The organism is Mesorhizobium sp. 43Arga (assembly GCF_053714255.1).
This window is the reverse complement of sequence record NZ_JBSKBO010000002.1, coordinates 1,211,505-1,236,084: the sequence shown is the minus strand read 5'-3', so window position 1 is coordinate 1,236,084 and position 24,580 is coordinate 1,211,505. Positions and strand designations below refer to the sequence as shown.

At 62.8% G+C, this 24,580-nt stretch carries 22 protein-coding genes; 12 read left to right on the top strand and 10 right to left on the bottom strand.

All coding sequences use genetic code 11. The features are described from left to right. Positions 1-253: 253 nt before the first annotated feature. From ACWGS8_RS12575 to ACWGS8_RS12560, 4 genes are all read left to right on the top strand, one after another. A complete protein-coding gene (locus ACWGS8_RS12575) occupies positions 254-718 on the top strand; it encodes a cupin domain-containing protein (protein WP_454581221.1) in 465 nt (154 codons plus the stop codon). A gap of 236 nt (positions 719-954) precedes the next feature. After that, positions 955-1,347: a RidA family protein gene (locus ACWGS8_RS12570; RefSeq protein WP_454581220.1), complete on the top strand. Its 393-nt coding sequence runs from the start codon at positions 955-957 to the stop codon at positions 1,345-1,347. A 292-nt stretch (positions 1,348-1,639) separates the two neighbouring features. Further along, entirely contained in the window at positions 1,640-3,244 is a 1,605-nt protein-coding gene (locus ACWGS8_RS12565; RefSeq protein WP_454581219.1) for a P-loop ATPase, Sll1717 family, read from the top strand. Beyond that, positions 3,234-3,992 carry an FRG domain-containing protein gene (locus tag ACWGS8_RS12560; protein WP_454581218.1) on the top strand — a complete coding sequence of 253 codons (759 nt, stop codon included), beginning with the start codon at positions 3,234-3,236 and terminating at the stop codon, positions 3,990-3,992. Before ACWGS8_RS12565 ends, ACWGS8_RS12560 begins: the two co-directional genes overlap by 11 nt. Before the next feature lie 53 nt (positions 3,993-4,045). On the opposite strand, the gene carB is transcribed toward ACWGS8_RS12560, so the two are convergent. The 4 genes from carB to ACWGS8_RS12540 form a co-directional block, all read right to left on the bottom strand. After that, positions 4,046-7,549 carry a carbamoyl-phosphate synthase large subunit gene (gene carB, locus ACWGS8_RS12555; protein ID WP_454581217.1) on the bottom strand — a complete coding sequence of 1,168 codons (3,504 nt, stop codon included), beginning with the start codon at positions 7,547-7,549 and terminating at the stop codon, positions 4,046-4,048. A 210-nt stretch (positions 7,550-7,759) separates the two neighbouring features. Continuing rightward, positions 7,760-8,815: an SH3 domain-containing protein gene (locus ACWGS8_RS12550; protein WP_454581216.1), complete on the bottom strand. Its 1,056-nt coding sequence runs from the start codon at positions 8,813-8,815 to the stop codon at positions 7,760-7,762. Between the two features lie 180 nt (positions 8,816-8,995). Beyond that, complete coding sequence (locus tag ACWGS8_RS12545) at positions 8,996-9,754, bottom strand: metallophosphoesterase family protein (protein WP_454581215.1); 759 nt, start codon at positions 9,752-9,754, stop codon at positions 8,996-8,998. 95 nt (positions 9,755-9,849) lie between these two features. Beyond that, positions 9,850-10,206: an ArsR/SmtB family transcription factor gene (locus tag ACWGS8_RS12540; RefSeq protein WP_454581214.1), complete on the bottom strand. Its 357-nt coding sequence runs from the start codon at positions 10,204-10,206 to the stop codon at positions 9,850-9,852. Positions 10,207-10,404: 198 nt separating this feature from the next. Between ACWGS8_RS12540 and ACWGS8_RS12535 the strand changes: the two genes are divergently transcribed. Beyond that, positions 10,405-11,583, top strand: coding sequence for an MFS transporter (locus ACWGS8_RS12535; RefSeq protein WP_454581213.1), 1,179 nt, complete (start codon positions 10,405-10,407; stop codon positions 11,581-11,583). A 105-nt stretch (positions 11,584-11,688) separates the two neighbouring features. Here ACWGS8_RS12535 and ACWGS8_RS12530 read toward each other — a convergent pair whose 3' ends face one another. Beyond that, positions 11,689-12,144 (bottom strand): MarR family winged helix-turn-helix transcriptional regulator, encoded by a 456-nt coding sequence (locus ACWGS8_RS12530; RefSeq protein ID WP_454581212.1) that lies wholly within the window; start codon positions 12,142-12,144, stop codon positions 11,689-11,691. A 211-nt stretch (positions 12,145-12,355) separates the two neighbouring features. Here ACWGS8_RS12530 and ACWGS8_RS12525 point away from each other — a divergent pair, with 211 nt between their 5' ends. Beyond that, a complete protein-coding gene (locus ACWGS8_RS12525) occupies positions 12,356-13,150 on the top strand; it encodes an SDR family NAD(P)-dependent oxidoreductase (protein ID WP_454581211.1) in 795 nt (264 codons plus the stop codon). A 195-nt stretch (positions 13,151-13,345) separates the two neighbouring features. Here ACWGS8_RS12525 and ACWGS8_RS12520 read toward each other — a convergent pair whose 3' ends face one another. After that, positions 13,346-13,945 carry a LysE family translocator gene (locus ACWGS8_RS12520; protein WP_454581210.1) on the bottom strand — a complete coding sequence of 200 codons (600 nt, stop codon included), beginning with the start codon at positions 13,943-13,945 and terminating at the stop codon, positions 13,346-13,348. A 56-nt stretch (positions 13,946-14,001) separates the two neighbouring features. On the opposite strand from ACWGS8_RS12520, the gene ACWGS8_RS12515 reads away from it, so the two are divergent. Next, positions 14,002-14,910, top strand: a complete 909-nt coding sequence (locus ACWGS8_RS12515) for a LysR substrate-binding domain-containing protein (RefSeq protein WP_454581209.1) — start codon at positions 14,002-14,004, stop codon at positions 14,908-14,910. Between the two features lie 28 nt (positions 14,911-14,938). Here the strand turns inward: ACWGS8_RS12515 and ACWGS8_RS12510 are convergent, their stop codons facing one another. From ACWGS8_RS12510 to ACWGS8_RS12500, 3 genes are all read right to left on the bottom strand, one after another. Beyond that, the gene (locus ACWGS8_RS12510) at positions 14,939-15,589 is read right to left on the bottom strand and encodes a dihydrofolate reductase family protein (protein ID WP_454581208.1); all 651 of its coding nucleotides are present in this window, start codon (positions 15,587-15,589) and stop codon (positions 14,939-14,941) included. A 117-nt stretch (positions 15,590-15,706) separates the two neighbouring features. Continuing rightward, the gene (locus ACWGS8_RS12505) at positions 15,707-16,549 is read right to left on the bottom strand and encodes a protein-L-isoaspartate O-methyltransferase family protein (RefSeq protein ID WP_454581207.1); all 843 of its coding nucleotides are present in this window, start codon (positions 16,547-16,549) and stop codon (positions 15,707-15,709) included. A 50-nt stretch (positions 16,550-16,599) separates the two neighbouring features. After that, complete coding sequence (locus ACWGS8_RS12500; RefSeq protein ID WP_454581206.1) at positions 16,600-17,964, bottom strand: Nramp family divalent metal transporter; 1,365 nt, start codon at positions 17,962-17,964, stop codon at positions 16,600-16,602. A 233-nt stretch (positions 17,965-18,197) separates the two neighbouring features. Between ACWGS8_RS12500 and mntR the strand changes: the two genes are divergently transcribed. Beyond that, entirely contained in the window at positions 18,198-18,650 is a 453-nt protein-coding gene (gene mntR, locus ACWGS8_RS12495; RefSeq protein WP_454581205.1) for a manganese-binding transcriptional regulator MntR, read from the top strand. 95 nt (positions 18,651-18,745) lie between these two features. Then, a complete protein-coding gene (locus ACWGS8_RS12490) occupies positions 18,746-18,934 on the top strand; it encodes a hypothetical protein (RefSeq protein ID WP_454581204.1) in 189 nt (62 codons plus the stop codon). A gap of 123 nt (positions 18,935-19,057) precedes the next feature. Here ACWGS8_RS12490 and ACWGS8_RS12485 read toward each other — a convergent pair whose 3' ends face one another. Further along, entirely contained in the window at positions 19,058-21,088 is a 2,031-nt protein-coding gene (locus ACWGS8_RS12485) for a hypothetical protein (RefSeq protein WP_454581203.1), read from the bottom strand. Positions 21,089-21,318: 230 nt separating this feature from the next. Between ACWGS8_RS12485 and ypfJ the strand changes: the two genes are divergently transcribed. The 3 genes from ypfJ (at position 21,319) to ACWGS8_RS12470 (ending at position 24,580) form a co-directional block, all read left to right on the top strand. After that, the gene (gene ypfJ, locus ACWGS8_RS12480) at positions 21,319-22,242 is read left to right on the top strand and encodes a KPN_02809 family neutral zinc metallopeptidase (protein ID WP_454581202.1); all 924 of its coding nucleotides are present in this window, start codon (positions 21,319-21,321) and stop codon (positions 22,240-22,242) included. A gap of 155 nt (positions 22,243-22,397) precedes the next feature. Beyond that, complete coding sequence (locus tag ACWGS8_RS12475) at positions 22,398-23,663, top strand: TCR/Tet family MFS transporter (RefSeq protein WP_454581201.1); 1,266 nt, start codon at positions 22,398-22,400, stop codon at positions 23,661-23,663. Next, positions 23,660-24,580 (top strand): aldo/keto reductase, encoded by a 921-nt coding sequence (locus tag ACWGS8_RS12470; protein ID WP_454581200.1) that lies wholly within the window; start codon positions 23,660-23,662, stop codon positions 24,578-24,580. The genes ACWGS8_RS12475 and ACWGS8_RS12470 overlap by 4 nt, the downstream gene beginning before the upstream one ends.

The window sequence follows — 24,580 nt, the reverse complement described above, 5'->3', positions numbered from 1 at the left end:
ATCTCCCCCACAAGGGGGGAGATTGGGCTGTCAATGCGGCCTTCGCCAATTTCCAACGTTGCAAGAAGAGAGCCGGCACCAAAGCGGCCAATCTCCCTAACCGTGGGGGAGATGTCCGGCAGGACAGAGGGGGGCGCCGTAGAGCGCTACCGCAACTATCCTGCCACTCCCGAGGCAAACCCCACACCAACCTGGCCCCTTTGCCTCCACCCGCCATCAACTACACTGCCCGCATCACCCTCGAGAGCACCCCATGCCCAAGATCGATCTCGCATCCGTGCCCGTCCGCAAAGGCTCGGGCTATCCCGCGCCCTTCGACGCGCCTTGCGCCGACCGCACGCGCCGCCGCCTTGGCGATGCCGGCGGCCTCACCGATTTCGGCGTCAACCTGATGACCTTGCCGCCCGGCGGCTGGTCGAGCCAGCGCCACTGGCACAGCCATGAGGACGAGCTCGTCCATGTGCTGGAAGGCGAACTGGTGCTGGTCGAGGATGGCGGCGAGACGCTGCTCAGGGCGGGCGATAGTGCTGCCTTCGCCAAGAACAGCGGCAACGGCCATCACATGATCAACCGCTCGTCGCTCACGGCCCGCTACATCGAGGTCGGCTCGCGCAATCCCGACGATGTCATCACCTGTTCCGACATCGACATGATGAGCCCGAGTTCGGATGGCCGGTTCCTGCACAAGGACGGCACGCCGTATCCGGGGCAGGGGTGAGGGCTGGACCATGCTTCGGCGCTGGCGTTCCGCCAGCGGCGGGATAAGCTCCTGACAATTAAAGGTGGCGCAGGCCCCCTCATCCGGCCGCTTCGCGGCCACCTTCTCCCCGAGGGGAGAAGAGGTTTGCGCTGGCGCTTGTAGCCTCCTCTCCCCTCGGGGAGAGGTCAGCCGAGCGAAGCGGAGGCTGGGTGGGGGGGTTTGGCACCAGCCTTGCCAAACCCAGGAGCATCACCATGAAAAAACAAGTCATCGAAGTGCCCGTCATGTCGGACAAGGTGCGCGCGCTCGGCCTGCCCTGTTCGACGGCGGTGAAGGCCCACGGCTTCGTGTTCATCTCGGCGACGCCGCCGGTGGACATGGTGACTGGCGAGATGGTGCGCGGCGACATCGAAACGCAGACCGAGGCATCGCTGAAGGCTCTGAAACATTGCCTGGAAGCGGCCGGCACCTCGCTGGACAATGTGGTGATGGTGCGCATCTACGCCGTCAATTCCGGCTTCTACAACGCGATAAACAGGGTGTATGCGCGGTATTTCAGCGTGAACCCGCCGGCGCGGAGTTTCGTGCCGGTGGCGTCGTGGCCGATGGAGTTCGATATCGAGATTGAGTGTGTGGCGGTGGCGTGAGCGACAGCCAGGCGACCCTTCAGTTGTATCTTGCATCTCAAGTACTCGGGTCTTGAAGGCGTTAGTGGGGTTAGCTTCAACAGAAGTCGCGCCTCAAGTTTCTCCGATAAAGTGGCACGGCCCGCCCAAAGGCATGTTGAAGAAAGTGCCTAGTAAGGGGCGCTACAAAAAAAGCGCACTAAACAAACTTGCCGAGTGTGAGCGGCGGTTAGCAATCGGCCATTATAATACCGGATTGACCGCCTCCTTATAACTACGGCATAAAATAAACGGGGGGATATGGGGACGAGTTATGGAAGACGACATCCAATTAGTAGGCAGAAATGGGCCGTTCGGACAGTTGGAAGGCGCGTCAGAAAATCCTGGCCAATACATACAATTTCACGACACGGCTAAATGGGGTGCTATTGCCCTTTCTGAGAACGATCGCCGGGTTCGTATTCTGATCGGGAGGAAGGGAGCTGGAAAAAGTAGGCAGCTGGCTCGGCTTCGAGTGTCGGCTACTGTCGCCGATGAATATTTACTACTACTACAGAGAAATGAAGTTCCATCAAATTCGACGCTAAGAGATTTTGCGAGTATATATCCGGATCGAACGGATAGGATACAGCGGTGGGTTCTACTGTGGAAAGCGTCAATAATATCCTGCGTGATAAAAAACATAGAGTACGGCGGAAAACATTCCGATACGTACAAGCAGATAATTAAGGGTTTTCCAGAATATATTGGGACTAATTGTCAAGAATTAATTATGGCTACCACCTCAACCTCTACGGTAGCGAGCGTGATGACGCATATAATAAGGAAAAAGAACAGTTTTATATCAATGGACGATTACCTAAATGATCAGAGATGGGGCCTGATCGAGAATTTTTCAGAGGCTCTTATTCAAAATGTGCCACCAATATTTATATTTCTTGATACGCTAGATCAAAACTTCTCATCTGCTCCTATCGATTGGATGGATTTCCAGACCGGATTATTTAATTTTATACTAAGTAGAGTTTATGATCCGGAGTCAAATCACCGGCTGCATATTGTTGCATCCATTAGAGAGCTTGTCTATTTGTTTACGCAAGAGTCGGAGCATGGGAGAAAATCTCACGACTCGATATATATCGCCTATCTGAGCTGGAGGCCGGATGCCGCGATACATTTTCTGATAAGAAAATTAGAATCTATGGATAAGGGATGTTTTGCGGAAAATCCCAAAAGTGCAAAAGGCAGGGATTTAATATATAGATGGATAGGTTTTACAGAAATATTTATGGAGAGGAGAGGTATTAGTCAGGATGTTGTTTCATATCTGATACGGCATACGAGATATCTTCCAAGGGACATTGTTCAGATTGGAAATGCTATATCTCTGGTGAATGCTAAGAATGGAAAATTAACCCCTGGTAAATTGGTTGAAATAATATCATCGTGTGCAAGATCAATAGCCTTAGAGGTCGTCGAATCGATTGCCATACATCTGTCTGTTAGTGAGTTTATAAGAGGTCGGATAGATTACCATGCGTATAAACGGTCCGAGAGCGCCAAGAGTGTAATTGTTAGGCACTACGAGGATCAGATAGAAAGGTTAATATATTTTATAGGAGAAGAGCGGGTATCTATGAAAAGGTACAGAGGTATGATTTCATCTAGTCCATCCGAAAATGATTTTGACAATGCTCTTGTTGAAGAGATATTTGATCACCTTTGGAAGCACGGCATGCTGGCTGTACATAGGCGTGGGTCTGAGGCTAATGTTGTCCAATATATCCACACAAACAATAACAATAGCCCATATGTCATCTCTAGACTGCCAATGGATGCAGAGTTCTTCGTATTTCATCCAACGCTGATTGATGCTTATGGCATAAGGCCGACGCAGGGAGTGGTCTATGGCACTTGAGAAAACGTTTTCAGGATGGCCTGCATTCAAGTCGGAGTTCCGCCAGTTCCTGCCTGACATCAACAACAAAGAATACATAATAGGAAAATATCTATTTCGCGGCCAAAGGGTCGGAAAGTGGGATCTAGAGTCATCATTCGATAGACTCATCGGCGCTAAACCTCTGATAGATCGCAATAGTCGAGAGAAATTCTGGATACGTTCCTTCTTCGACGGCGCTGGGGCATATCGGCGTTGGGATTGTGATGCGACTGATCCGGTTGTTGCGGCTGTTGCTCAACACTACGGTCTTCCGACACGGTTGCTTGATTGGTCACGGAGCCCGTACGTGGCCGCTTTTTTTGGCTTGTTCGATCATATTACTACCCACCCACGGACGGATAGTGATGGATTTATCGCTATATGGGCCCTTGATTCCGAGACCTTCAAGAGCCGAGTTGATACCTCGCTGGCGGAGATCATCCATATACGAGACGTCGAAAACCAACGAATGAAAAACCAGGAAGGGCGTTTTACCAGGCTAAATACCAATGATCGGTTCCTCAACGAATTTGTTTGGAGTGGTAAATCGGTCGACCCGCAAATCCTGATACGATTTCTAATTCCAACCTCTGCTGCGGTTGAGGCCCTTGAGGATCTTATGCTTATGGGAATCTATGCAAACAGGCTTTTCCCTGAAATGGAGGGAATATCGAAGGATCTAAAACTAAGAGTAGGTATGAGAAAAGAGCTAGGAAAGGATGTGTGAAGCACGCTGCAATCCGCTGTCAGCCAATTATTATTCGCCGAAGTTTGCTTACCTCAGCCAAAATACTCCTGCAGCGGCCTGACCTCCAGGCTCCCCGCCTTCAGCGCCGCGATCGCCTCGGCCACCGCCGCAGCGCCCGACAGCGTCGTGTAGTACGGCACCTTCTGCATCAGCGTTGCCCGGCGCAGCGACTTCGAGTCCGACACCGCCTTCTGGCCGTCCGTGGTGTTGAAGACGATCTGCACCTGGCGGTTGCGGATGGCGTCTTCGATGTGGGGGCGGCCTTCCAGGACCTTGTTGATCTTCTCGGCGACGACGCCGTTTTCGCCGAGGAAGCGGGCCGTGCCTGATGTTGCCAGAACCTTGAAGCCGAGGCCGGCGAGGCGCTTCACCGCCGGCAATATGCCCTTCTTGTCCTCGTCGCGCACCGAGACGAACAGCGTGCCGGAGCGCGGCAGGTCGACGCCGGCGCCGAGCTGGCTCTTGGCGAAGGCCAGCGCGAAGTCGCGGTCGAGGCCCATGACCTCGCCGGTCGAGCGCATTTCCGGGCCGAGCAGGATGTCGACGCCGGGGAAGCGGGCGAAGGGGAAGACGGCTTCCTTGACCGCGATGTGGCCGGGGTTCCTCGGATCGGGCATCGCGCCATAATGGGCGAAGGCGTCTTCCAGCGTTTCGCCGGCCATGATGCGGGCCGCGATTTTGGCGATCGGCCGGCCGATGGTCTTGGCGACGAAGGGCACGGTGCGCGAGGCGCGCGGGTTGACCTCCAGCACATAGACCGTGCCGTCCTTGATCGCATACTGCACGTTCATCAGCCCGCCGACATTGAGCGCGCGGGCAAGGGCCGCCGTCTGGCGCTCCAGCTCGTCGACCAGCTCGGAAGGCAGCGAGTGCACCGGCAGCGAGCAGGCCGAGTCGCCCGAATGGATGCCGGCCTCCTCGATGTGCTCGAGGATGCCGGACACGAAGGTCGCCTTGCCATCGCAGAGGCAGTCGACATCGACCTCGATGGCGCCTGAGAGATAGGTGTCGAACAAAAGCGGGTTCTTGCCCAAGAGCGTGTTGATCTGGCCGGTCTTGTCGTTGGGGTATTTCTGCTTGATGTCCTCCGGCACTAGGCCGGGCACGGTGTCGAGCAGGTAGCTCTGCAGCATGCTCTCGTCATGGATGATCTGCATGGCGCGGCCGCCGAGCACATAGGACGGGCGCACCACCAAGGGGAAGCCGAGCTCGCCGGCGACGAGGCGGGCCTGCTCGACCGAATAGGCGATGCCGTTCTTCGGCTGGCTAAGGTTCAGCTTGTGCAGGAGCTTCTGGAATCGGTCGCGGTCTTCGGCCAGATCGATCATGTCGGGCGAGGTGCCGAGGATCGGGATGCCAGCCTTCTCCAGCGCATCGGCCAGTTTCAGGGGAGTCTGGCCGCCGAACTGGACGATGACGCCGACGAGTTCGCCCGAGGCCTGCTCGGCGCGCAGGATCTCCAGCACGTCCTCCGCCGTCAGCGGGTCGAAATAGAGCCTGTCCGACGTGTCGTAGTCGGTCGACACCGTCTCCGGGTTGCAGTTGATCATGATCGCTTCATAGCCGGCGTCGCGCAGGGCGAAGGCGGCATGGCAGCAGCAATAGTCGAACTCGATGCCCTGGCCGATGCGGTTCGGACCGCCGCCGAGGATGACTACCTTCTTGCGCGACGAGACCTGCGCCTCGTTGGCCAGCGCGCCGGCAAACGGCACTTCATAGGTCGAGTACATATAGGCGGTGGGCGAGGCGAACTCGGCGGCGCAAGTGTCGATGCGCTTGTAGACCGGATGAACGTCGAGCTTCTCGCGGATCTTCGCGACCACTTCTGCGTCGGTCCTGGTCAGCGAGGCCAGGCGGGCATCGGAGAAACCCATGGCCTTCAGCATGCGCAGATTGACGGCGTCGGCGGGCAAGCCGTGCTCGCGGATGCGGGCTTCCATGGCCAGGATGCCGGCAATCTGTTCGAGGAACCACGGGTCGATCTTGCACATTGCGTGCACGTCTTCCAACGAGGTGCCCATGCGGATCGCCTGCGCCACCATGCGCAGCCGGTCCGGCGTCGGCGTGCCGAGTGCGGCGCGGATGGCGTTGCGGTCGTCGGCGTGGTTGGCAGCCGTCGCCCCATGGCCGAGGCCGGGGATTTCGATCTCGTCGAGACCGGTGAGGCCGGTTTCCAGGCCGCGCAGAGCCTTCTGCAGCGATTCCTGGAAGGTGCGGCCGATGGCCATGACTTCGCCGACCGACTTCATCGCAGTCGTCAGCACCGGCTCGGCGCCGGGGAATTTCTCGAAGGCAAAACGCGGGATCTTCGTGACCACGTAGTCGATCGACGGCTCGAACGAGGCAGGCGTGGCGCCGCCGGTGATGTCGTTCTCCAGCTCGTCCAGCGTGTAGCCGACGGCAAGCTTGGCGGCGATCTTGGCAATCGGGAAGCCGGTCGCCTTCGAAGCCAGCGCCGAGGAGCGCGAGACGCGCGGGTTCATCTCGATGACGACGAGGCGGCCATCGGCCGGATTGACGGCGAACTGCACGTTGGAGCCGCCGGTCTCGACGCCGATCTCGCGCAGCACCGCGATCGAGGCGTTGCGCATCATCTGGTATTCTTTGTCGGTGAGGGTCAGCGCCGGGGCAACGGTGATCGAGTCACCCGTATGCACGCCCATCGGGTCGATGTTCTCGATCGAGCAGACGATGATGCAATTGTCCGCTTTATCGCGGACGACCTCCATCTCATACTCCTTCCAGCCGAGCACGCTCTCCTCGATCAGCACTTCGGTGGTCGGCGAGGCGTCGAGGCCGGACTGGACGATGTCGTAGAATTCGGCCCTGTTGTAGGCGATGCCGCCGCCGGTGCCGCCCATGGTGAAGGAGGGGCGGATGATGGCGGGCAGGCCGACATGGTCGAGCGCCTGGGCGGCGATCGCCATGCCATGGCTGATGTAGCGCTGCTTGCGGTCGCCTTCGCCGAGGTTCCAGCGGGTTTCCAAGGCGTCGAGCGCGGCGTCGAGATCGGCCGGCTTCTCGGCCTTGAGCGCGGCGCGCTCGGCCTCGTGCGTCTTGCGGTCGGCGTTCTTGACGTCGGTGGCGTTGGCCAGCATCGACTTCGGCGTTTCCAGGCCGATCTTGCTCATCGCCTCGCGGAACAGCGCGCGGTCCTCGGCCTTGTCGATGGCCGTGGCGTCGGCGCCGATCATCTCGACATTGTAGCGGTCGAGCACGCCCATGCGGCGCAGCGACAAAGCGGTGTTGAGCGCGGTCTGGCCGCCCATGGTCGGCAGCAGCGCGTCGGGGCGTTCCTTGGCGATGATCTTGGCGACGACCTCCGGCGTGATCGGCTCGATATAGGTGGCGTCGGCCAGTTCCGGGTCGGTCATGATGGTGGCCGGGTTGGAATTGACCAGGATGACGCGGAAGCCTTCCTCCTTCAGCGCCTTGCACGCCTGGGTGCCGGAATAGTCGAACTCGCAGGCCTGGCCGATGACGATGGGGCCGGCCCCGATGATCAGGATCGACTTGATGTCGGTGCGTCTTGGCATGTCATAGGTCCGTTCGGCGGGCGGCTTCACACAAAAAACCGGGACGGGAAGACCCGGCCGGTTGTGCTCGCGATTCTGGTATCAGGCTAGGTGGGCCTTATAGGGAAGAGTTTTGGCGGATGTAACCCCGAAAATGAGGGATTGGGGCAGTAGGGATTAGGCAGTAGGGGAGGTTGAAGCGCCTAGTGCCTATTCCCTACTGCCTAACACCTATTTCCCAAACGCCACCGCATCCGTGATCTCGAAGCGTTCGGAGACGCCGATGCGGATCATGCTCAGGCTGCCCTCGCGGGTGAAGCGGAAATCGCCCTTGGCGTCCGAGCCGGCCGGCAGGCCGCCGTAGAAGGAGATGAGGCGCGTGCCGCCATCGGGCCAGGTCACGGTGATTTCGGCCTTGTCGGCGCCCTTGTGCACGGTGGCAGCCGCGCAGCGCGCCATCGGCTGGCCGACATAGCGGGCGCAGGGAATCTCGACGGCACCGCCCGAGGCAAGGAAGGTCGGCTGCGGCGGCAGTTCCGCAAAGGTCTGCGTGCCGACGGCGGACGCGGCGGCTTGAGGGCGCGGCGTGGGAACGGGAACCGATCCCGCTGCCGTGCCGGTATCGGGTGCCGCGGCGGTATTCGGGGCGAGGGTGGGGATTTCTCCGGTCGGCGGGGTTTCAGTCGCCGCCAGCGCCAGGCCGTAGGCATCCTGCATGGCGATGTCGGCGGCGGATTTCGGGGCTTCAGGCGTGACGGGATGGGCAACGCCGCCGAGCCGCGCCGCCAGATCGGACTGCGGTGCGGCGGGGTTCGATGCCTGGGTAGAGGGCGCTGCGGAAGGCGTTGGGGTGGCTGGGTCGCCGGAAGCTGGCGTCGCCGCATCCACTCCAGCATCCACCTGGTCGGGGGGCACAACGGCTGGATTGACGGGAACCAGATAGCGTGCCGGAGCCCAGCCGATGGCTTTGGGATTGTCTGACTCAATCTTGCACCAGGGGTGCCCGTCAATGTCGTTGCAGCCGAGGTTCCTGACACTCGCACCGGCAGCGACACGCGCCTCGGTCTTGCCGATCGCCGAGGGCTTGGCGCGGATATTGAGCAGGTCGTCGGGCGCGAGACCGGTGACGACGGAGATGAAGGGCGTCTCTTCGGCATGGGCCGGGACAACGGCAACAAGCGCCGTCAGCAGCAAGGGAGCGGCCATCAGCGCCAAGAGCGTTGTCCGCAGCGTAATTCGGCGCCTTGTCACTTGGCTGTCGGCGATCAATTGTATTCCCAAAGGCACCGCCCGAACCCAAAACGCTGCCGCACGCGAAGCCGGTTTTATAAGCGACGCCGCGCCGCCGTGTCTACAAGCGAGATGTTTTACGCCTTGAGTGCGGCCGCGAAGGCGTCTCACCTGGTCAGATGAGGCTGCGTTCAGCCGGCATGAACGCAAGGCAATCCCCCGGGGCATGAGCTTCGCTCAGCCCGGCATGAATCCAGTCCTGAGCGCATACGCCCATTCCGGCCGCCCTGCCTGTTCAGCCTGACGCGCAGCCGCCTCATGGTCGTAGTCGACGGCGATCGTCTCGAAACGATCGCGCCGGCCGGCGCCGCCCAAGGTGACGATGCCGTAGCGCGCATGCGGCGAACCCTGTTCGGAAACATGCGCCGGCGGGGTGGAATCGTCATAGGCGGGGCAGCCGATGCTGCCCGGATTGAAGATGACGGGACCGTCGGGGATGCGGACCAGCTCCGGGCGATGGCTGTGACCGCACAGCGCAATGCGGCAGGCCGGGTCGAGCGCTTTCAGCCGCCGCCCGATCGCCGCAAGCGGCGCGCGCACCAACTGGCCATCGACGATCGCGTCGAGCAGGTATTTCTCGTCATGGTCGGGGCAGGCATGGAAGGCGACGATGCCGGGTGCGATCTCCAGCGTCAGCGGCTGGGCGAACAGCACTTCGCGCTGTGCCTTCGTCAAGCGCTCCTGCGCATAGACGTCGGACGCCCACATGGTCTCGTCGGCCGGATCGACCGCGACGCGGCGGTCATGGTTGCCGCGCACCGTCGGCAGGTTCAGCGCTTCCAGGCGCTCAAAAGTCTCGCGCGGCCAGAGCGGGCCGGAGACGCTGTCGCCGAGATTGACGGTGAGCTCGGCGCCGCCGCGACGCGCCAAATCCTCCAGCACGGCATCGAGTGCCAGGACGTTGCCATGGATATCGGCGAGGACGGCTATGCGCATGCGGAGAGGCTCCGTGGTTAACGTGTGGCGGTCGGTAGAGCGACCCTGGCAGGACTTGGGTTCCTCTCCCCCGCTTCGCAAGGAGAGGAAAAGGGTCAGGCCGGCATCTCGATATCGTGGCCGCCGACCGCCGGCAGGGCGGAGTCGTCAACCGCCGCGGCGATGACGCTGTCGAGCAGGCCGGGGAAGCGGGCGTCGAGATCGGCGCGGCGCAGCGTGATCATCCGGTTGGTGCCGACCACTTCGGCGCGGGTGACGCCGGCCTCGCGCAGCTTGGCCAAGTGGTAGCTGAGATTGGTCTTGGAGCCGAGATCGAGGAACTGGCTGCAGTTCAGCGGCACGCCTTCCTTGCTGGCGAGATAGCGCACGATGGCGAGCCGCGTTGGGTCGCCGAGCACGCCGAGCACGATGGGCAGGCTGATCTGGTCCGTATTGGGATGAGGTAGCGTCATGGCTGGAAACTAAGCGCAGTTCGGGCCGATTTCAACGCGCCGATGCTGCCGTGCCCGTACATGCTGTTTCTCCCCTCGATAGCTGACCGTGCTGACACAGTGCTGTCAGGATGGTTCAGTTATTTTGCCCTAGCTTCATTGACATCATGCCCTGTTATGTCCAATTGTTCAATAACTTTTGAACTAAGGACACCAGCCATGGACAAGAGGATTTTCTGGCTTGCGCTCGGATCGTTTGCGATTTCGACCGAAGGCTTCGTCATCTCCAGCCTCCTGCCCGACATCGCCAGGGATGCCGGCATTTCCATTCCACTCGCCGGATCGCTGATCACCGCCTTCGCGCTGGCCTATGCGATCGGCACGCCGATCCTGGCGACGCTGACCGGCGAATGGGACCGGCGCCGCGTCATCCTGTGGACGCTGGTGTTCTTCGTCATCGGCAACATTGCCGCCGCCTTGAGCTCTTCCTTCGAAGTGCTGTTGATCGCACGCATCATCATGGCGCTCTCGTCGGGCCTGTTCGCCGCGACCGCGCAGGGCACTGCAGTGGCGCTGGTCGATGACCATCACCGGGCACGCGCCATTGCCGTCGTCGTCGGCGGCACCACGGTGGCCGTCGCCGTCGGGGCACCGCTCGGCGCGCTGGTCGCGACGATCGCCGGCTGGCGCGGCACCTTCTACGCCATAGCCGGGCTCGGCGCGCTGGCCGGCGCCATCCTGTGGTACCGGCTGCCGCGCGGCATCATCGGCACCAGGCTGCCGCTGAAGCATCGGCTGGCGGCGGCCATGCGTCCCGGCGTGATGCCGATCCTTATCACGACATTGCTGGCGCTGATCGGCGCCTTCACCGTCTTTGCCTTTGTCGCGCCGCTCGCTATCGAGGGCGCCGGACTGAGCCAGATCGCACTGCCCGGCATGCTGCTCGCCTTCGGTGTCGGCGCCGTCATCGGCAACATTGCCGGCGGCCAGGCGGCCGACCGGTTCGGCGCCACCCGCACGGTCGGCTGGTCGCTGGTGCTGAGCGCGGCCATGCTGGTGATGCTTTCGGTGATCCCGACCTTCCTGCCGCAGCACATTGCCGGACCGGCGCTGATGGCGATGATGGTGCCGTGGGGCATCGTCGGCTGGGCGTTCCCGCCGGCACAGGCCAGCCGCATCATCAAGCTGGCGCCCGATGCCGCCCCGATCGTGCTGTCGCTCAACGCGTCGGCGCTCTATCTCGGCGTGGCGCTGGGCGCGGTGGTCGGCGGTGGCGTACTGCGCTACGGCGCGCCGGCCGATCTCGGCCTGGTCGCCGCGGCCTTCCCGATCGTCGGGCTGGGCATCGTGCTGGCCGGCCGCTGGGCGGCACGACCGGTCGCGATGCCGGCCGAATAGTCTCTTCGAAAGCCGTCGGCTGGCAATCCATTTTGACGCAATTCCCAAGGGAAAGCGCTGCGCGCTTTTCCCGGGAAAACCGTTTCACACTTTTGCTGGAATTGCTCAGGCAGCCGGCGGCAGATCGAAATCCAGCGCGCTGATGTCATCCAGCACCGCGCGCAGGCGTTCCGCCTTTTCCTTGCCCACCACATCCTCGAAGCGTTGCTGGGCGACTTGCCACAGCTTCATCGCCTCATCGAGCTTGATGCGCCCCTGCTGGGTCAGCCGCACCCTTTTGATGCGGCGGTCGTCCGGATCGGCGAAGGTCTCGACATAGCCGTCGCGGATCAGCGGCTTCAGCGTGTGGCCGAGCGCCGAAAGGTCCATGACCAGGGCAGCGGCAATGGCGCCCATCGCCGGTTCGTCGCCGATGTGGATCTGGTAGAGCAGGCCCTGTTGCGTGGCCTTTAGGCCGGACGGCGCCTGCACGTCGTCATAGAATTGGCCGAGCTTGCGCGTCGCGCGCCGCAGCATGGCGTAGTTGCAGGCTGTCAGCCCGGGCAGGTTGTCTTTCGGCATGGTGGTCCCTCGGCGCCGGTGAAAATTCTGTTCGGCCGCTGCCCGACAAATAATCCCGAACGCCGTTATTGACAAGATAGTGGCATATGCCTACTTCGTCGAAAGTGGTATATGCCACTAAATCAATCCGGCGGCGCGCCGGCGAGCCGAGGCGAATGCCTGCGGCGCCGGCGGCCAGGTCGAAGCGAACAGAGACAGAAGGAACAGGACAATGAGTGGACAGGAAAACAAGGGCACGGCGGTCGTCACCGGCGCGTCGTCTGGCATCGGCGCGGTCTATGCGGACAGGCTGGCCGGGCAGGGCTATGATCTCGTGCTGGTGGCGCGGCGCGCTGACCGGCTCGAGGAATTGGCCGAAAAGCTGCGTTACGCCTACGATCGCAAGGTCAGCTTCATCGCAGCAGATCTCTCCGACGACGATGATGTGCGCCGTGTCGAGCGGGTGATATCGGCCGACGAGAGCGTGACGCTGCTGGTCAACAATGCAGGCCTTGGCGGCCAGCAGGTGGTTGCAACGGCCGACGCCGATGCGGCCGAGCGCATGATCAAGGTCAATGTCATCGCCTTGACGCGCCTTACCCGTGCCGTGCTGCCGGGACTTCTGGCGCGCAACCGGGGAGCCATCGTCAACATCGCCTCGGTGCTTGCCTATGAAACCTCGTTCGGCGGCATATACAGCGGCACCAAGGCCTATGTCGTCAACTTCACCGAGGCCCTGCACCGCGAGGTCGCGGGTACGGGCGTGAAAGTGCAGGTGGTGTTGCCGGGCGCGACCCGGACCGATTTCTGGGAACTGGCCGGCAGTGATATCGACCAGCTTCCGAAGGAGATCATCATGACCGCTGACGATATGGTCGATGCCGCGCTTGTCGGCCTGGCCAGGGGCGAAGCCGTCACCGTGCCGGCGCTTGCCGATGCCGGCAAGCTGGACACATTCCTCGGCGCCCGCCAGGCCTTCTACGGCAGCCTGCACGCCGACAAGCCGGCGGCGCGCTACGCGGCTTGAGGGCCAAGGGCTGGTTCGCCTTGCGAACCAGCACCCCCCCGACCCGCTATGCGGGTCGACCCTCCCCACAAGGGGGAGGGTCGGGGCACGCCATCTGGTTGAGACATGGAAAAGGCACGCGCCCACCTCCCCCTTATGGGGAGGTCGGACCGCAGGTCCGGGTGGGGGTATTGGCACAAACTTGGCTTGAGTGTCTTAAGCTGACCGCCACATCGGAATGATCGAGGCGGCGAGCACCAGCGCCAGCACGATGTTGAGGGCGCGCCATTGCCATTCGGTCTTGAGCAGGCGGGCGAGCACCATGCCGGCAATGCACCAGACGGACAGCGAGATGGCGGCAGCGAGGCCGAAGGTAGAGCCGAGCAGCATAGCGAGCTGTCCCGGCCCGTCGGCCAGCGCGGCGAACGACGCGGCCGCGCCGAGCCCCATCGCCCAGCCCTTGGGGTTCATCCACTGGATGCCGGCGCCGCCGAGGAAGCTGTTCGGCCTGGCCATCGTCACATCGAGATTGGGCGGACCGGCGCGGCCGATCTTGATCGCCAGCCACAGGAGGTAGAGCGAGCCAGCGATCTTCATAGCAAGCTGCAGCGAAGGCACCGCAAGCAGCAGGCCGGCGAGCCCGGCGGCTGCCGCCCCCGTCACGGTAGCCAGGCCGGCGGCACTGCCGATTACCAGCGGAACCGAACGGCGAAAACCGAACCGTGCACCCGAGGCGGTCGACAAGGTCGTGGCGATGCCGGGCGTGGCGGTGGCCACGAAGGCAAACAGGATGAGCGGCAGGATAGGCTGGAGCATGGAACGTCCTTTGTCGGAAACTCCATGGTAGCCTTGGCCTAGCATCAGTAAATGCAATGTTTGCGATAACCAGCATTAGCATCTATAATGCCGATATGATCCGCAATCTCGATACGGCGCTGCTCCGCACCTTCGTCACCGTCGCCGACAAGGCCACCATGACGGCGGCCGCCAATGCGCTGCATCTGACGCAAGGTGCCGTCAGCCAGCAGGTCAAGCGCCTGGAGGAGACGCTTGGCTGCGGCCTGTTCGAACGCGACCGGCGCGGCCTGCGCCTGACGCGGTCCGGCGAGCGGCTGTTCGACAAAGCCAAGCGCCTACTCAGCCTCAATGACGAAATCTGGGCCGAGATGGCGGGCTCGGCGGTCGCCGGCAAGGTACGGCTCGGCGTGCCCTATGATCTCGTCGGCACGCTGCTGGCGCCGGTGCTGAAGGCCTATGCGGAAACCTATCCGCAGGTCGAGATTTCGCTGGTCTGCACGTCATCGCCTGAGTTGGCGTCAGCGCTTGCCGCCGGAACCATCGACCTTGCGGTGATCGAGGAGCGGGTCGGCCCGACATCCGGTGAATGCCTGGCCATCGACCGGCTGGTATGGGTCGGCGCCAAAGGCGGGGTCGCCCGCGCCAAGCGGCCGCTGCCGGTGTCGATCGTCGCCGACACCTGCGCCTTTCGTCCGGTGGTGCTTGCGGCGCTCAACGAGCATGGACTGGAATGGCGCACCGTGTTCGAGAACGGCAACATCGACGCCACGACCGCGACAGTGCGCTCCGACCTCGCCGTCACCACCTGGCTGGCCTCCACCGTGCCGGCCGATCTCGACATCTTGCCGTTCGAGGCCGGCCTACCGCCACTGCCGAATTTTGCCATCAATCTGCATCTGCCGCGGCACGGCGTCGGGCCTGCCGCGCAGGAGTTCGCGCGGCATATACGCGATGGATTGGCGCGGCGAGCGCAGGCGGCTTGAGACCTGGAAGAACCCAGGTCCTGCAAAGCTACTTCCAGTTCCTGCGTCGCTCGAGTTCGGCGTCGGACGGTTCGCCCGTGACAAAGGAGCCGATCTTGATTTCGCCCGCGCGTTCGTAGGTTGCGATGATGACGCCGGTGTTGGACGCCCGCGACTTCACAAGCTTGAAAGCGGCCGGCATCGCGTCATCGCCGAACAGACGCTTGCCCTTGCCCAGCAACAGCGGGAAGATCATCAGCCGGATCTCGTCGATCAGCCCGTTGGCGAGCAAGGTCTGGATCAGGTTGGCCGATCCCTGGATGAGCAGGTCGGGCCCATTCTGCTGGCTGAGGCGGCGCAACGCCGCGACGATGTCTTCCCCAAGCCATTGCGTGTTCTGCCAGGTGAGTGTGTCGGGCCGATGCGTCGCCACATATTTGGTCGCGGGGTTGAAGGCACCGGCGATCGAATCCTTCTGGTACGGCCAGTAGGCGGTGAAGATGTCGTAGGTTCTGCGGCCGAGCAGCAGGGCGAAGGGCTTGGAGAAGAGCTCATCCATCGCCGCGCCGCCCACCTCGTCAAAGTAATGGAAAGTCCAGCCGCCGAACTTGAAGCCGCCGACCGGATCCTCGTCCGGTCCACCGGGTGCCTGCATGACGCCGTCGAGACTGACGAAGGTGGCGGCGATGATCTTTCTCATGGGTCTCTCCCTTGTTCCATCCACGCCCTCGCGCCCGGATTATGGCCCAAGGACGGTCGGCCCGCACCCACCCCGACTGAGCCTGAGGAATTTTGGCCAAATCCGCGCATCGATGCGTCAACTGCCGGGTTTGGCGCGGACGTCTTTCGTCGAGAACCAGACGTCGCCGAAGATGGCGGTGGCGGTGCGGTCCGGCACCTTGTCCGATGTCAGCCAGATCGAGTGGCTGCGCACGGCCTGGTCGCGCGACGGGATCTTCGCCGCGGGGTCAGCAACCGAGGCGCCGACACATGGAATGAACCACGAGCGCATGAACGGGGCGCAGCTAAAACCTTTTTCGGTGCGGGTCACCATCACCGCCAGCGCAACGCGTTCGGCCGGGCGCCAGGGAAAGATCATGCGGCCGCCGGGGCGCAACGCCTTCAGCCATCCGATTGGAGGGGCGACGACGCCGGCGTTGACATAGATGATGTCGGATGGCGGCAAGGGCGTGGTCACGGCGTCGCCATGGACGACCGTCGCGTTGCCGTAGGCTTCGAGATTCTTGCGCGCCAGTTCGGCCAGCCTGCCGTCGAGCTCGAAGGCGGTCACGGTGCCGCCAGGTGAAACCAGCCTCGCCAGCACCGCGGAGTAGTAGCCGGTGCCGGCGCCGATATGCGTGACGGTCTCGCCGGGTTTTGGCGCCAGTTTTCCGATCCACATGGCGTGCAGGAACGGCTCGCCATTGTTGATGCCCTTGTCGGCATCGAGCGCGACCAGCACGTTCTGGTAGACATGGGCCGGGTCGGCGCTCGGCGTGGTGACCTTGCCGTTGCCGGCGACGATCGTCCACGGTCCCGGGCCAAGAAAGGCTTCGCGCGGAACAGTGGCGAAGACCTCCTCCAGGCGTGGATCCGATGAGGCGGCATTGGCGGCCATCAGCCGGCCGTAGAATTTCCTGATGTCTTCAATGTTGCTCATGACGCCAGGAAAGATAGCGCGATTCTGCGGTTTGTCTCCGGATTCGCGCCTCAGCCGACCCCGAACAGCGTGTCGTAGAGCAGCTTGAAGTTGAGCACGAGGATGATCGCCGCGACCACCCAGGCCAGTGCTGCGACACCGCGCGGAATGGCGAGGTTGCCCATCTTCTTCTTGTCGGAGACGAACTGCACCAGCGGGATTACCGCGAAGGGCAGCTGCATCGACAGGATCACCTGGCTGAACACCAGCAACTGGCCGGTGCCTTTCTCGCCATAGAGCGCGGTGACGGCCACCACGGGAATGATGGCGAGGCCGCGCGTCAGAAGCCGCCGTGCCCAGTTGGGGATACGCAGGCGCAAGAACCCTTCCATGATGATCTGGCCGGCAAGCGTCGCCGTCACCGTCGAATTCAGGCCGGAAGCAAGCAGCGCCACGGCGAACAGGATCGACGCGATGCCGAGGCCGAGCAGCGGTGACAGTAGCTCGAAAGCCTGGTCGATCTCGGCCACATTCTGGTGGCCGGTGTTGTGGAAGGCGACGGCCGAGACGATCAGGATGGCGGCGTTGACGAACAGCGCCAGCATCAGGGCGATGGTGGAGTCCGTCGTCGCCCATTTGATGGCATCGCGCTTGCCGTTTTCGGTGCGCTCATAGGCACGGGTCTGCACGATCGAGGAGTGCAGATAGAGATTGTGCGGCATGACCGTGGCGCCAATGATGCCGATGGCGATGTAGAGCATTGCGGGGTTGGTGACGATCTCCGGCGACGGCACGAACATCGAATGCAGGATCGTGCCGGCCGGCGGGGCGGCGACGAAGATCTGGATGGCAAAGCAGCCGAAGATGATGATCAAAAGCGCGATGACGAAGGCTTCGAGATAGCGGAACCCCTTGTTCATCAACAGCAGCACGAGGAAGGCGTCGAGCGCGGTGAGGATGGCGCCACCGATCAGCGGAATGCCGAACAGAAGCTTTAATGCGATCGCGGTGCCGATGACTTCGGCGAGGTCACAGGCGATGATGGCGAGTTCGCAGGCGATCCACAGCACGAAATTGACCGGGCGGGGATAATAGGCGCGGCAGGCCTGGGCGAGGTCGCGGCCGGTGGCGATGCCAAGCCGCGCGGCCAGCGCCTGCAGCAGGATCGCCATCAGGTTGGACAGCATGATGACGAACAGCAGCGTGTAGCCGAACTGGGCGCCGCCGGCGAGGTCGGTCGCCCAGTTGCCCGGGTCCATATAGCCGACCGAAACCATGTAGCCCGGTCCAATGAAGGCGAACAGCCGGCGGAACCAGACGCCCGAGCTCGGCACGGCGATGGTGGAATTGACCTCGCGCAGGCTGGGCTGGTCGTCCTCGTCCCGTCCGGCGAACCGCCATGAGGATCGAGAGGCTGCGGCTTCTGCATCTGACATGAAAAGGCTTTCCGAGACTTCCGGGAGGATATCTGTAAGCTATGCCATGGCTCAACATTATGCAATAGGCTATATTTCATTGTTTGTGCTTTTTGCCGGGCATTCGGCCGGGTCTGCGAAGCGGCGATCGGAAGCGCCGGTTGCGCCTGTGGGGGAATGCAAATAAACGGCCTGAAGAATCAGAGCCCGTGCTATAAAGCAGGAACGGCTAAACTCCCGAGGAGGAGCGCGCATTGGCGCTGAAGAACAGACCCGTCCCGCGTGAGCCATTGCCCGACGCCGATGTCCATTCGGAAGGATTCCGGCAACAGCGCCAAGCGCGCCGCAGCGCGCTGGTCGAGGATTATGTCGAGCTGATCGCCGACCTGATCGAGGACGGCAACGAGGCGCGCCAGGTCGACATCGCCGCGCGTCTCGGCGTCGCCCAGCCGACGGTGGCCAAGATGCTGACGCGGCTCTGCGCCGACGGGCTGGTGTCGAGAAAACCCTATCGCGGCGTGTTCCTGACCGAGACCGGCCGCAAGGTGGCGCAGGAAAGCCGCATCCGCCACCAGACGGTGGAAGCCTTCCTGCGCTCGCTCGGTGTCAGCGCCGAGACCGCGCGCATCGATGCCGAGGGCATCGAGCACCATGTCAGCGCCGAGACGCTGGAAGCGTTCCGCAAGGCGATGACGGCGCCGCGCTAAATTGCTCAGCCGTTCTCAGTGCGGTCGCCGGAACCGCAGGCCCTTACGCACGTTGCTCCTCACATAGCGCTGATCTCGCGCCAAGGGAGGAAGCAATGGGCGTCGAACAGGCACCGACAGCGAAGGGCAAGCAGGCCGCCAAGGGATTGAAGCAGGCGGCGGCGAAGGACGAGCGCAAGACCGAAGCCGAAACCGGCCGCCCCATGAAGAAAGGCGCTGCGCGTTTCGAGGAGCGCTCGAAAAGCTCCGATGGCAAGAGCGCCGGCGCCAAGCAGAGAGGCTGAGTGCGGGCCGACGTCGGCGGCAGGCGGAAGCTGCCTGTTCAGCGGCCGGTTACCCCTCCTATGGGCGTTCGAGCCCTTTGAAAGGTCTGCTGGACCTTCAATTTGCCTGCGGCAACCGTTCTCTCACTCGCGGACGTCCTGCACCCAGCTTCTGGGGTGGCCGTCGACGCGGAACTGGAAGATGAAATAGGGCGGGATGCAGGTGCCTTCGCCAGGCTTGGCCTGGGGCAGGTCGTCATAGCCGGCGGTGCAGATATAGTCCTCGCGGCAGGGATGCGCCTTGTCGCAGGCGCGCAGGCCGGCGGTCTTGGTGAATTCCCTGGTGCAGAATTTGTGGTCCTTGCCCGACGCGATGCAGTCGTTGAAGCCGGTCTTGGCGAGACGGCCGCATGTCGCCTCGTCGGGAAGCTTGTCGCAGGTCGCCTTGCGCAGCATGCCGCCGGGAAAGCCGCCGGTCTTCTGCTCGGGGTTGTCGTAGCGCTGGCGCGCCGCGCCATAGCCGGCGAGTTTGACCAATGGTTTCTTGTCGTGTGCGGGGTCGATGGCGCAGGCCTTGGCGGTGGCCGGCGACAGGCGGCAATACTGGTCGTTGCCCCATGTCGACATTTTGATCTCGCCGAACTCGACAGGATCGCCGACCGCGGTGCCCTTCTCGCTGACGCAGGTGCCGAAGCCCGGATGGATGGCGCTTTCGTGGACGCCGGCGCAGCGCAGGCCCGAGCCGCAGGTCCAGTCCTTGAAGCTTGCGTCGTCACCGCGATAGCAGATCGAACCCCAGCCATTGTAGAGATCGGTGCCCTTCAGCGCTTCGGCATATTTCTGGTCCGGGCGGGCGGCGAAGCCGCGCGTGAAATCCGGGTGGCCGCCGGCGGCGAACTGCTCGACGATGGCGCGGCGGCGCGGCAGGTCCGCGAAGAATACCGCCGAGCCGGGCACGAAGACGGCGTTGCGGCGCGGTTCGCTGGCCGGATCGGCGCCGGTGTAATGGAAGCCGGCAATGCCATGCGTCTGATGGCAGCCGGTGCAGCTCATCTCGTTCAGCCGCAAATTGAAGCCGGCAACCGATTTGATGGTGGCGAGCTTGTTGCCCCTGGCGACATAGTCCTTCAAGGCCTTGTCGATGTCTGCATCGTCGACCAGCCCATAGGCGATGTTGTTCTGCGAGCGGCTCAGGCCGCCCGGCGCGACGGAAACGGCGCTCTTGGCCAGGAACTTCTCGTCGATGACCAGCCGGCCATGGTCGAGATCATAGAGGTTGCGGTCGGTGAGCAGCCATTTGGCGAAGGACGGCTTGTCGGCCAGTACTGTCGCCCGGTCGATCTGGTTCTCCATCCTCGATTCATGGAAGCTCGAAATCGCCGGATCCCATTTGAAGATCTTCAGGAGATATTCGGCGTGGCCGCCGAAATCGCGCCGTGTCGAGGCCGACAGGCGCAGCACCTGCATGTTGAGTTCGAGCCGCATGATCTGCGAGGAATTAAGCATTGCGCCCGAAAGCGGGCCTTCGTCGGAGCGCAGCCACGCGGCCAGTTGCTCGGGCGGCAGGTCTTTCTGGCCGGCGGCGAGCCAGCGTTGGGCGACCTCGGCGCAGGACACGTCGGTGGCACTTGGCAGATCCTTCGAGGCACGCGCCTGCGCCTGCCTCGGCTTGGCGTTGAAAACCAGGCTCATCGTCAGCGGCAGGCGCGAGGAGATGCGCTGCGCCACCTTGCCCTTGGCCGGCTTTTCGGCGACCGAATAGTGGAAGCGGTAGATCAGCCTTATCTCGCCGCATTCGGTGTGGCCGAGATAGCCGCGATCCATGCGGTTGACGACGCCGGTCAGGTCGAGCGTCGAGCCGTCATCGTCGATGTATTTCGGGTTGAATTTCTGGCTGGTGTCGTTCGACTTCGCCATATCGGCGACATAGGGGTCGGGGCTGGTCTTCGGCTCGTCCGATATTTGCTGCTTGACCGTGTCGCGCACCGTGGCCAGCGCCGGGACGGAAAACAGGCCGTGATTGTCGACATCGCGGGTGAGGCCGAGCGCGGGTCCGAGCAGGCGGCTGATCGACAGGCCGTCGCGCTCCAGCGCCTGCAAGGTGGCGGGGTCGGTGACGGCGACGCTGGAATCGAGCGTCACCGCGCCGGCACCCCGCAAGCCCAGGCAACTCAATGCCAACGCCAACAATATTTGACCGATCGTTCGCAACCGCCCCTCGCATTCCGCCGTCACGGGCGATGCTACAAGCCTTCCAAGCTTCCGGCCAGAGCGGTGACCGGTGATGCCGGCATCGCCTTGGCCATCGAAAAACACTGTGACTTGGCGCAACCATTGGGATAATTGTTTGTTGGGTTGAGCCGGCCTTGCCGGAGCGACGAGGAAGTTTATCACGGGGAGTTGCCATGCTCTGGAGAGGCCGTCGTCAGAGTGACAATATCGAGGACGACCGCAGCGACAGCGGCGGCAGCGGGATCGGCGGCGGCGGCGGCGGATTCCAACTCCCCATCGGCGGCCGGACCGGTGGCGGCGGCAGCATCCTCCTCGTCATCCTGGTGGTGATCGCCGGATGGTATTTCGGCTTCGATCCCTCGGCGATCCTGGGCGGTGGTGACGGCGGCCTGCTGCCTGGCGGCGGTGGCCAGATATCAGACAATAGCGGCGGCCAGGGCGGCGGCACGGCACCCGCCAATGACGAGATGAAGCAGTTCGTCGCGACCGTGCTGGCCGAAACCGAGGACACCTGGACCGGCATCTTCAAGTCGCAGGGCCTGACCTATGAGGATCCTAAGCTGGTGCTGTTTTCCGGCCAGGTTCGCTCGGCCTGTGGCTTTGCCTCGGCGGCGGCCGGACCGTTCTATTGTCCGGGCGACCACAAGGTCTATCTAGACATGACCTTCTTCCAGCAACTCGACCAGAAATTCGGCGCCTCGGGCGAGTTCGCGCGGGCCTATGTCGTCGCGCATGAGGTCGGCCACCACGTGCAGAACCTCACCGGCATCATGTCCAAGTTCAACCAGATGCGGCAAGGCATGAGCGAGGCCGATGCCAACCAGCTGTCGGTGCGCATCGAACTGCAAGCCGACTGCTTCGCCGGCGTGTGGGCACATTACACGGCGCAAAAGGGCATATTGGAGCAGGGCGACATCGAAAGCGCGCTGAACGCGGCCAAGCAGATCGGCGACGACACGCTGCAGAAGAGAATGCAGGGCTATGTCGTGCCGGAAAGCTTCAACCACGGCACCTCGCAGCAGCGGCAGACCTGGCTGGCGCGCGGCTACAAGAGCGGCAAGCTTTCGGACTGCAACACGCTGAGCGGCCCGCTTTAAGCACTTGTCTCACGCCAGCGGCCTGACGGCGAAGTCGCCGTCAGGGAGAGTCAGGATCAACGACTCCTGGCTGTTCTCGCATTGTTCCTTTTTGCGGCCTCGCCTATAAGGTTCGTCCGCCTGCGCCCCGGGCGACCAGAGGAGCCTGACCCGTCATGATCGACCCCAAAACCGCCAGGCGGGGCCTCGCGCTGGTTTTCACCACCCTGCTGCTCGATATTATCGGCTTCGGCATCATCATGCCGGTGCTGCCGGCCTATTTGCAGGAATTGACCGGGGTCGGCGTCAGCGAGGCGGCGATCGAAGGCGGCTGGCTGTTCTTCGTCTACGCGGCCATGCAGTTCTTCTTCGCGCCGATCATGGGAGGGTTGAGCGACCGCTTCGGACGGCGGCCGATCCTGCTCGCCTCGGTGCTGACCTTCTCGATCGACAATCTGATCTGCGCGATCGCATGGTCCTTTCCGATGCTGTTCATCGGCCGTGTGCTGGCCGGCATTTCTGGCGCCAGCTATTCGACGACGTCGGCCTTCATTGCCGACATCTCGAACGACGAGAACCGGGCCAAGAATTTCGGCCTGCTCGGCATCGCCTTCGGCGTCGGCTTCGTCATCGGCCCGGTGCTGGGCGGACTGCTCGGCACGTTCGGACCGCGGGTGCCGTTCTTTTTCGCCGCCGGGCTCGCCTTCGTGAACTTTTTGATCGCGATGGTCTTCCTCCCCGAAACGCTCGATGAAAAACATCGCCGCCGCTTCGAATGGAAACGCGCCAACCCGGTCGGCACGCTCCTGCAGATGCGCCAATATCAGGGAATCGGCTGGATCGGGCTGGTCTTCTTCCTGATGACACTCGGCCATATGATGTACCCGGCGGTGTGGTCGTTCGTCTCCAGCTACCGCTATGGCTGGAGCCAGCAGCAGATCGGCTTTTCGCTCGGCGCTTTCGGCCTGTGCGGCGCGATCGTCATGGCTGTCGTGCTGCCGCGCGTGATCCCCTGGCTCGGCGAATGGAAGACGGCGGTCATCGGCCTGACCTTCACGGCGGTCAGCGCCTTCGGCTATGCCTTCGCCTCGCAGGGCTGGATGATCTATGCGGTGATCGTCGTCGGGTGCCTGGAAGCGCTGGCCGACCCGCCGCTGAGGAGCCTGGCCGCCGCCAAGGTGCCGCCTTCGGCGCAGGGCGAGCTGCAGGGTGCGATGACCTCGCTCTTCTCGATCACCTCGATCATCACGCCGCTGCTCTACACGGCGATCTTCTCCTGGTTCACCGGGCCAAGCGCGCCCGTGACCTTCGGCGGCGCGCCCTATCTGGTCGGTGCGTGCTTCCTGGTGCTGGCGCTCATCGTCTTCGTCACCAAGGTGGCGAGACCGGCGATGGTCACAAGCGCCATGACCAACGTCGCGGAAGATGGAGCGCAGGCATGAGCCATGACAGCCGCATCGCGCTGACCAGGGACGGGGTGTCGCTATCGCGGCTGGTCTTAGGCGCCTGGCGCCTGCTTGACGGCGGTGTGCGCCCGGATGCCGATCAGGTCGCGCGGCTGATCGGCGCCGCCGTCGATCTCGGGCTGACCAGTTTCGACCATGCCGACATCTATGGGAATTACGAGGTGGAGGCGGCGTTCGGCGCCGGGTTGTCGCGCTGGAAGGGCAAGCGCGATCAGATCGAGCTGATCTCGAAATGCGACATCATGCTGGCCTCGGCCAACCGGCCGCAAAACCGGCTGAAGCACTATGACACCAGCGCCGCCCACGTAACCGCCTCGGTCGACCGCTCGCTCGCCAATCTCGGCACCGATTATCTCGACTTGTTGCTGCTGCACCGGCCGGATCCGCTGATGGATGCCGACGAGACGGCAGCGGCATTGGCCGGACTGGTCAAATCGGGCAAGGCGAGGGCGGTCGGCGTTTCCAATTTCACGCCGCCGCAATTCGATCTCCTGGCCTCGCGGCTGCCATTCGCGCTCGCCACAAACCAGATCGAAATGTCGGTGCTGAAGACGTCGGCATTGACCGACGGCAGTCTCGACCACGCTCAGCGTCTGGCCTACGCGCCGATGATCTGGTCGCCGCTCGGCGGCGGCTCGCTGTTCACCGGCAGGGAAGGCCGCGAGGCAAGGGTGCGGGCCGCGCTCGCGGCGGTGGCCGCCGAAGTCGGCGCCGGCGATCTCGCCGCTGTCGCCATCGCCTGGCTGCTGCGGCATCCGGCCCGGCTGGTGCCGGTGCTGGGGTCGATGAAGCCTGAACGGCTGGCCGCAATGGTCAAGGCACTGGAGATCAGCCTCGACCGCCAGCAATGGTTCGCCATACTGGAGGCGAGCGAGGGGCGGCCGGTGGCTTAG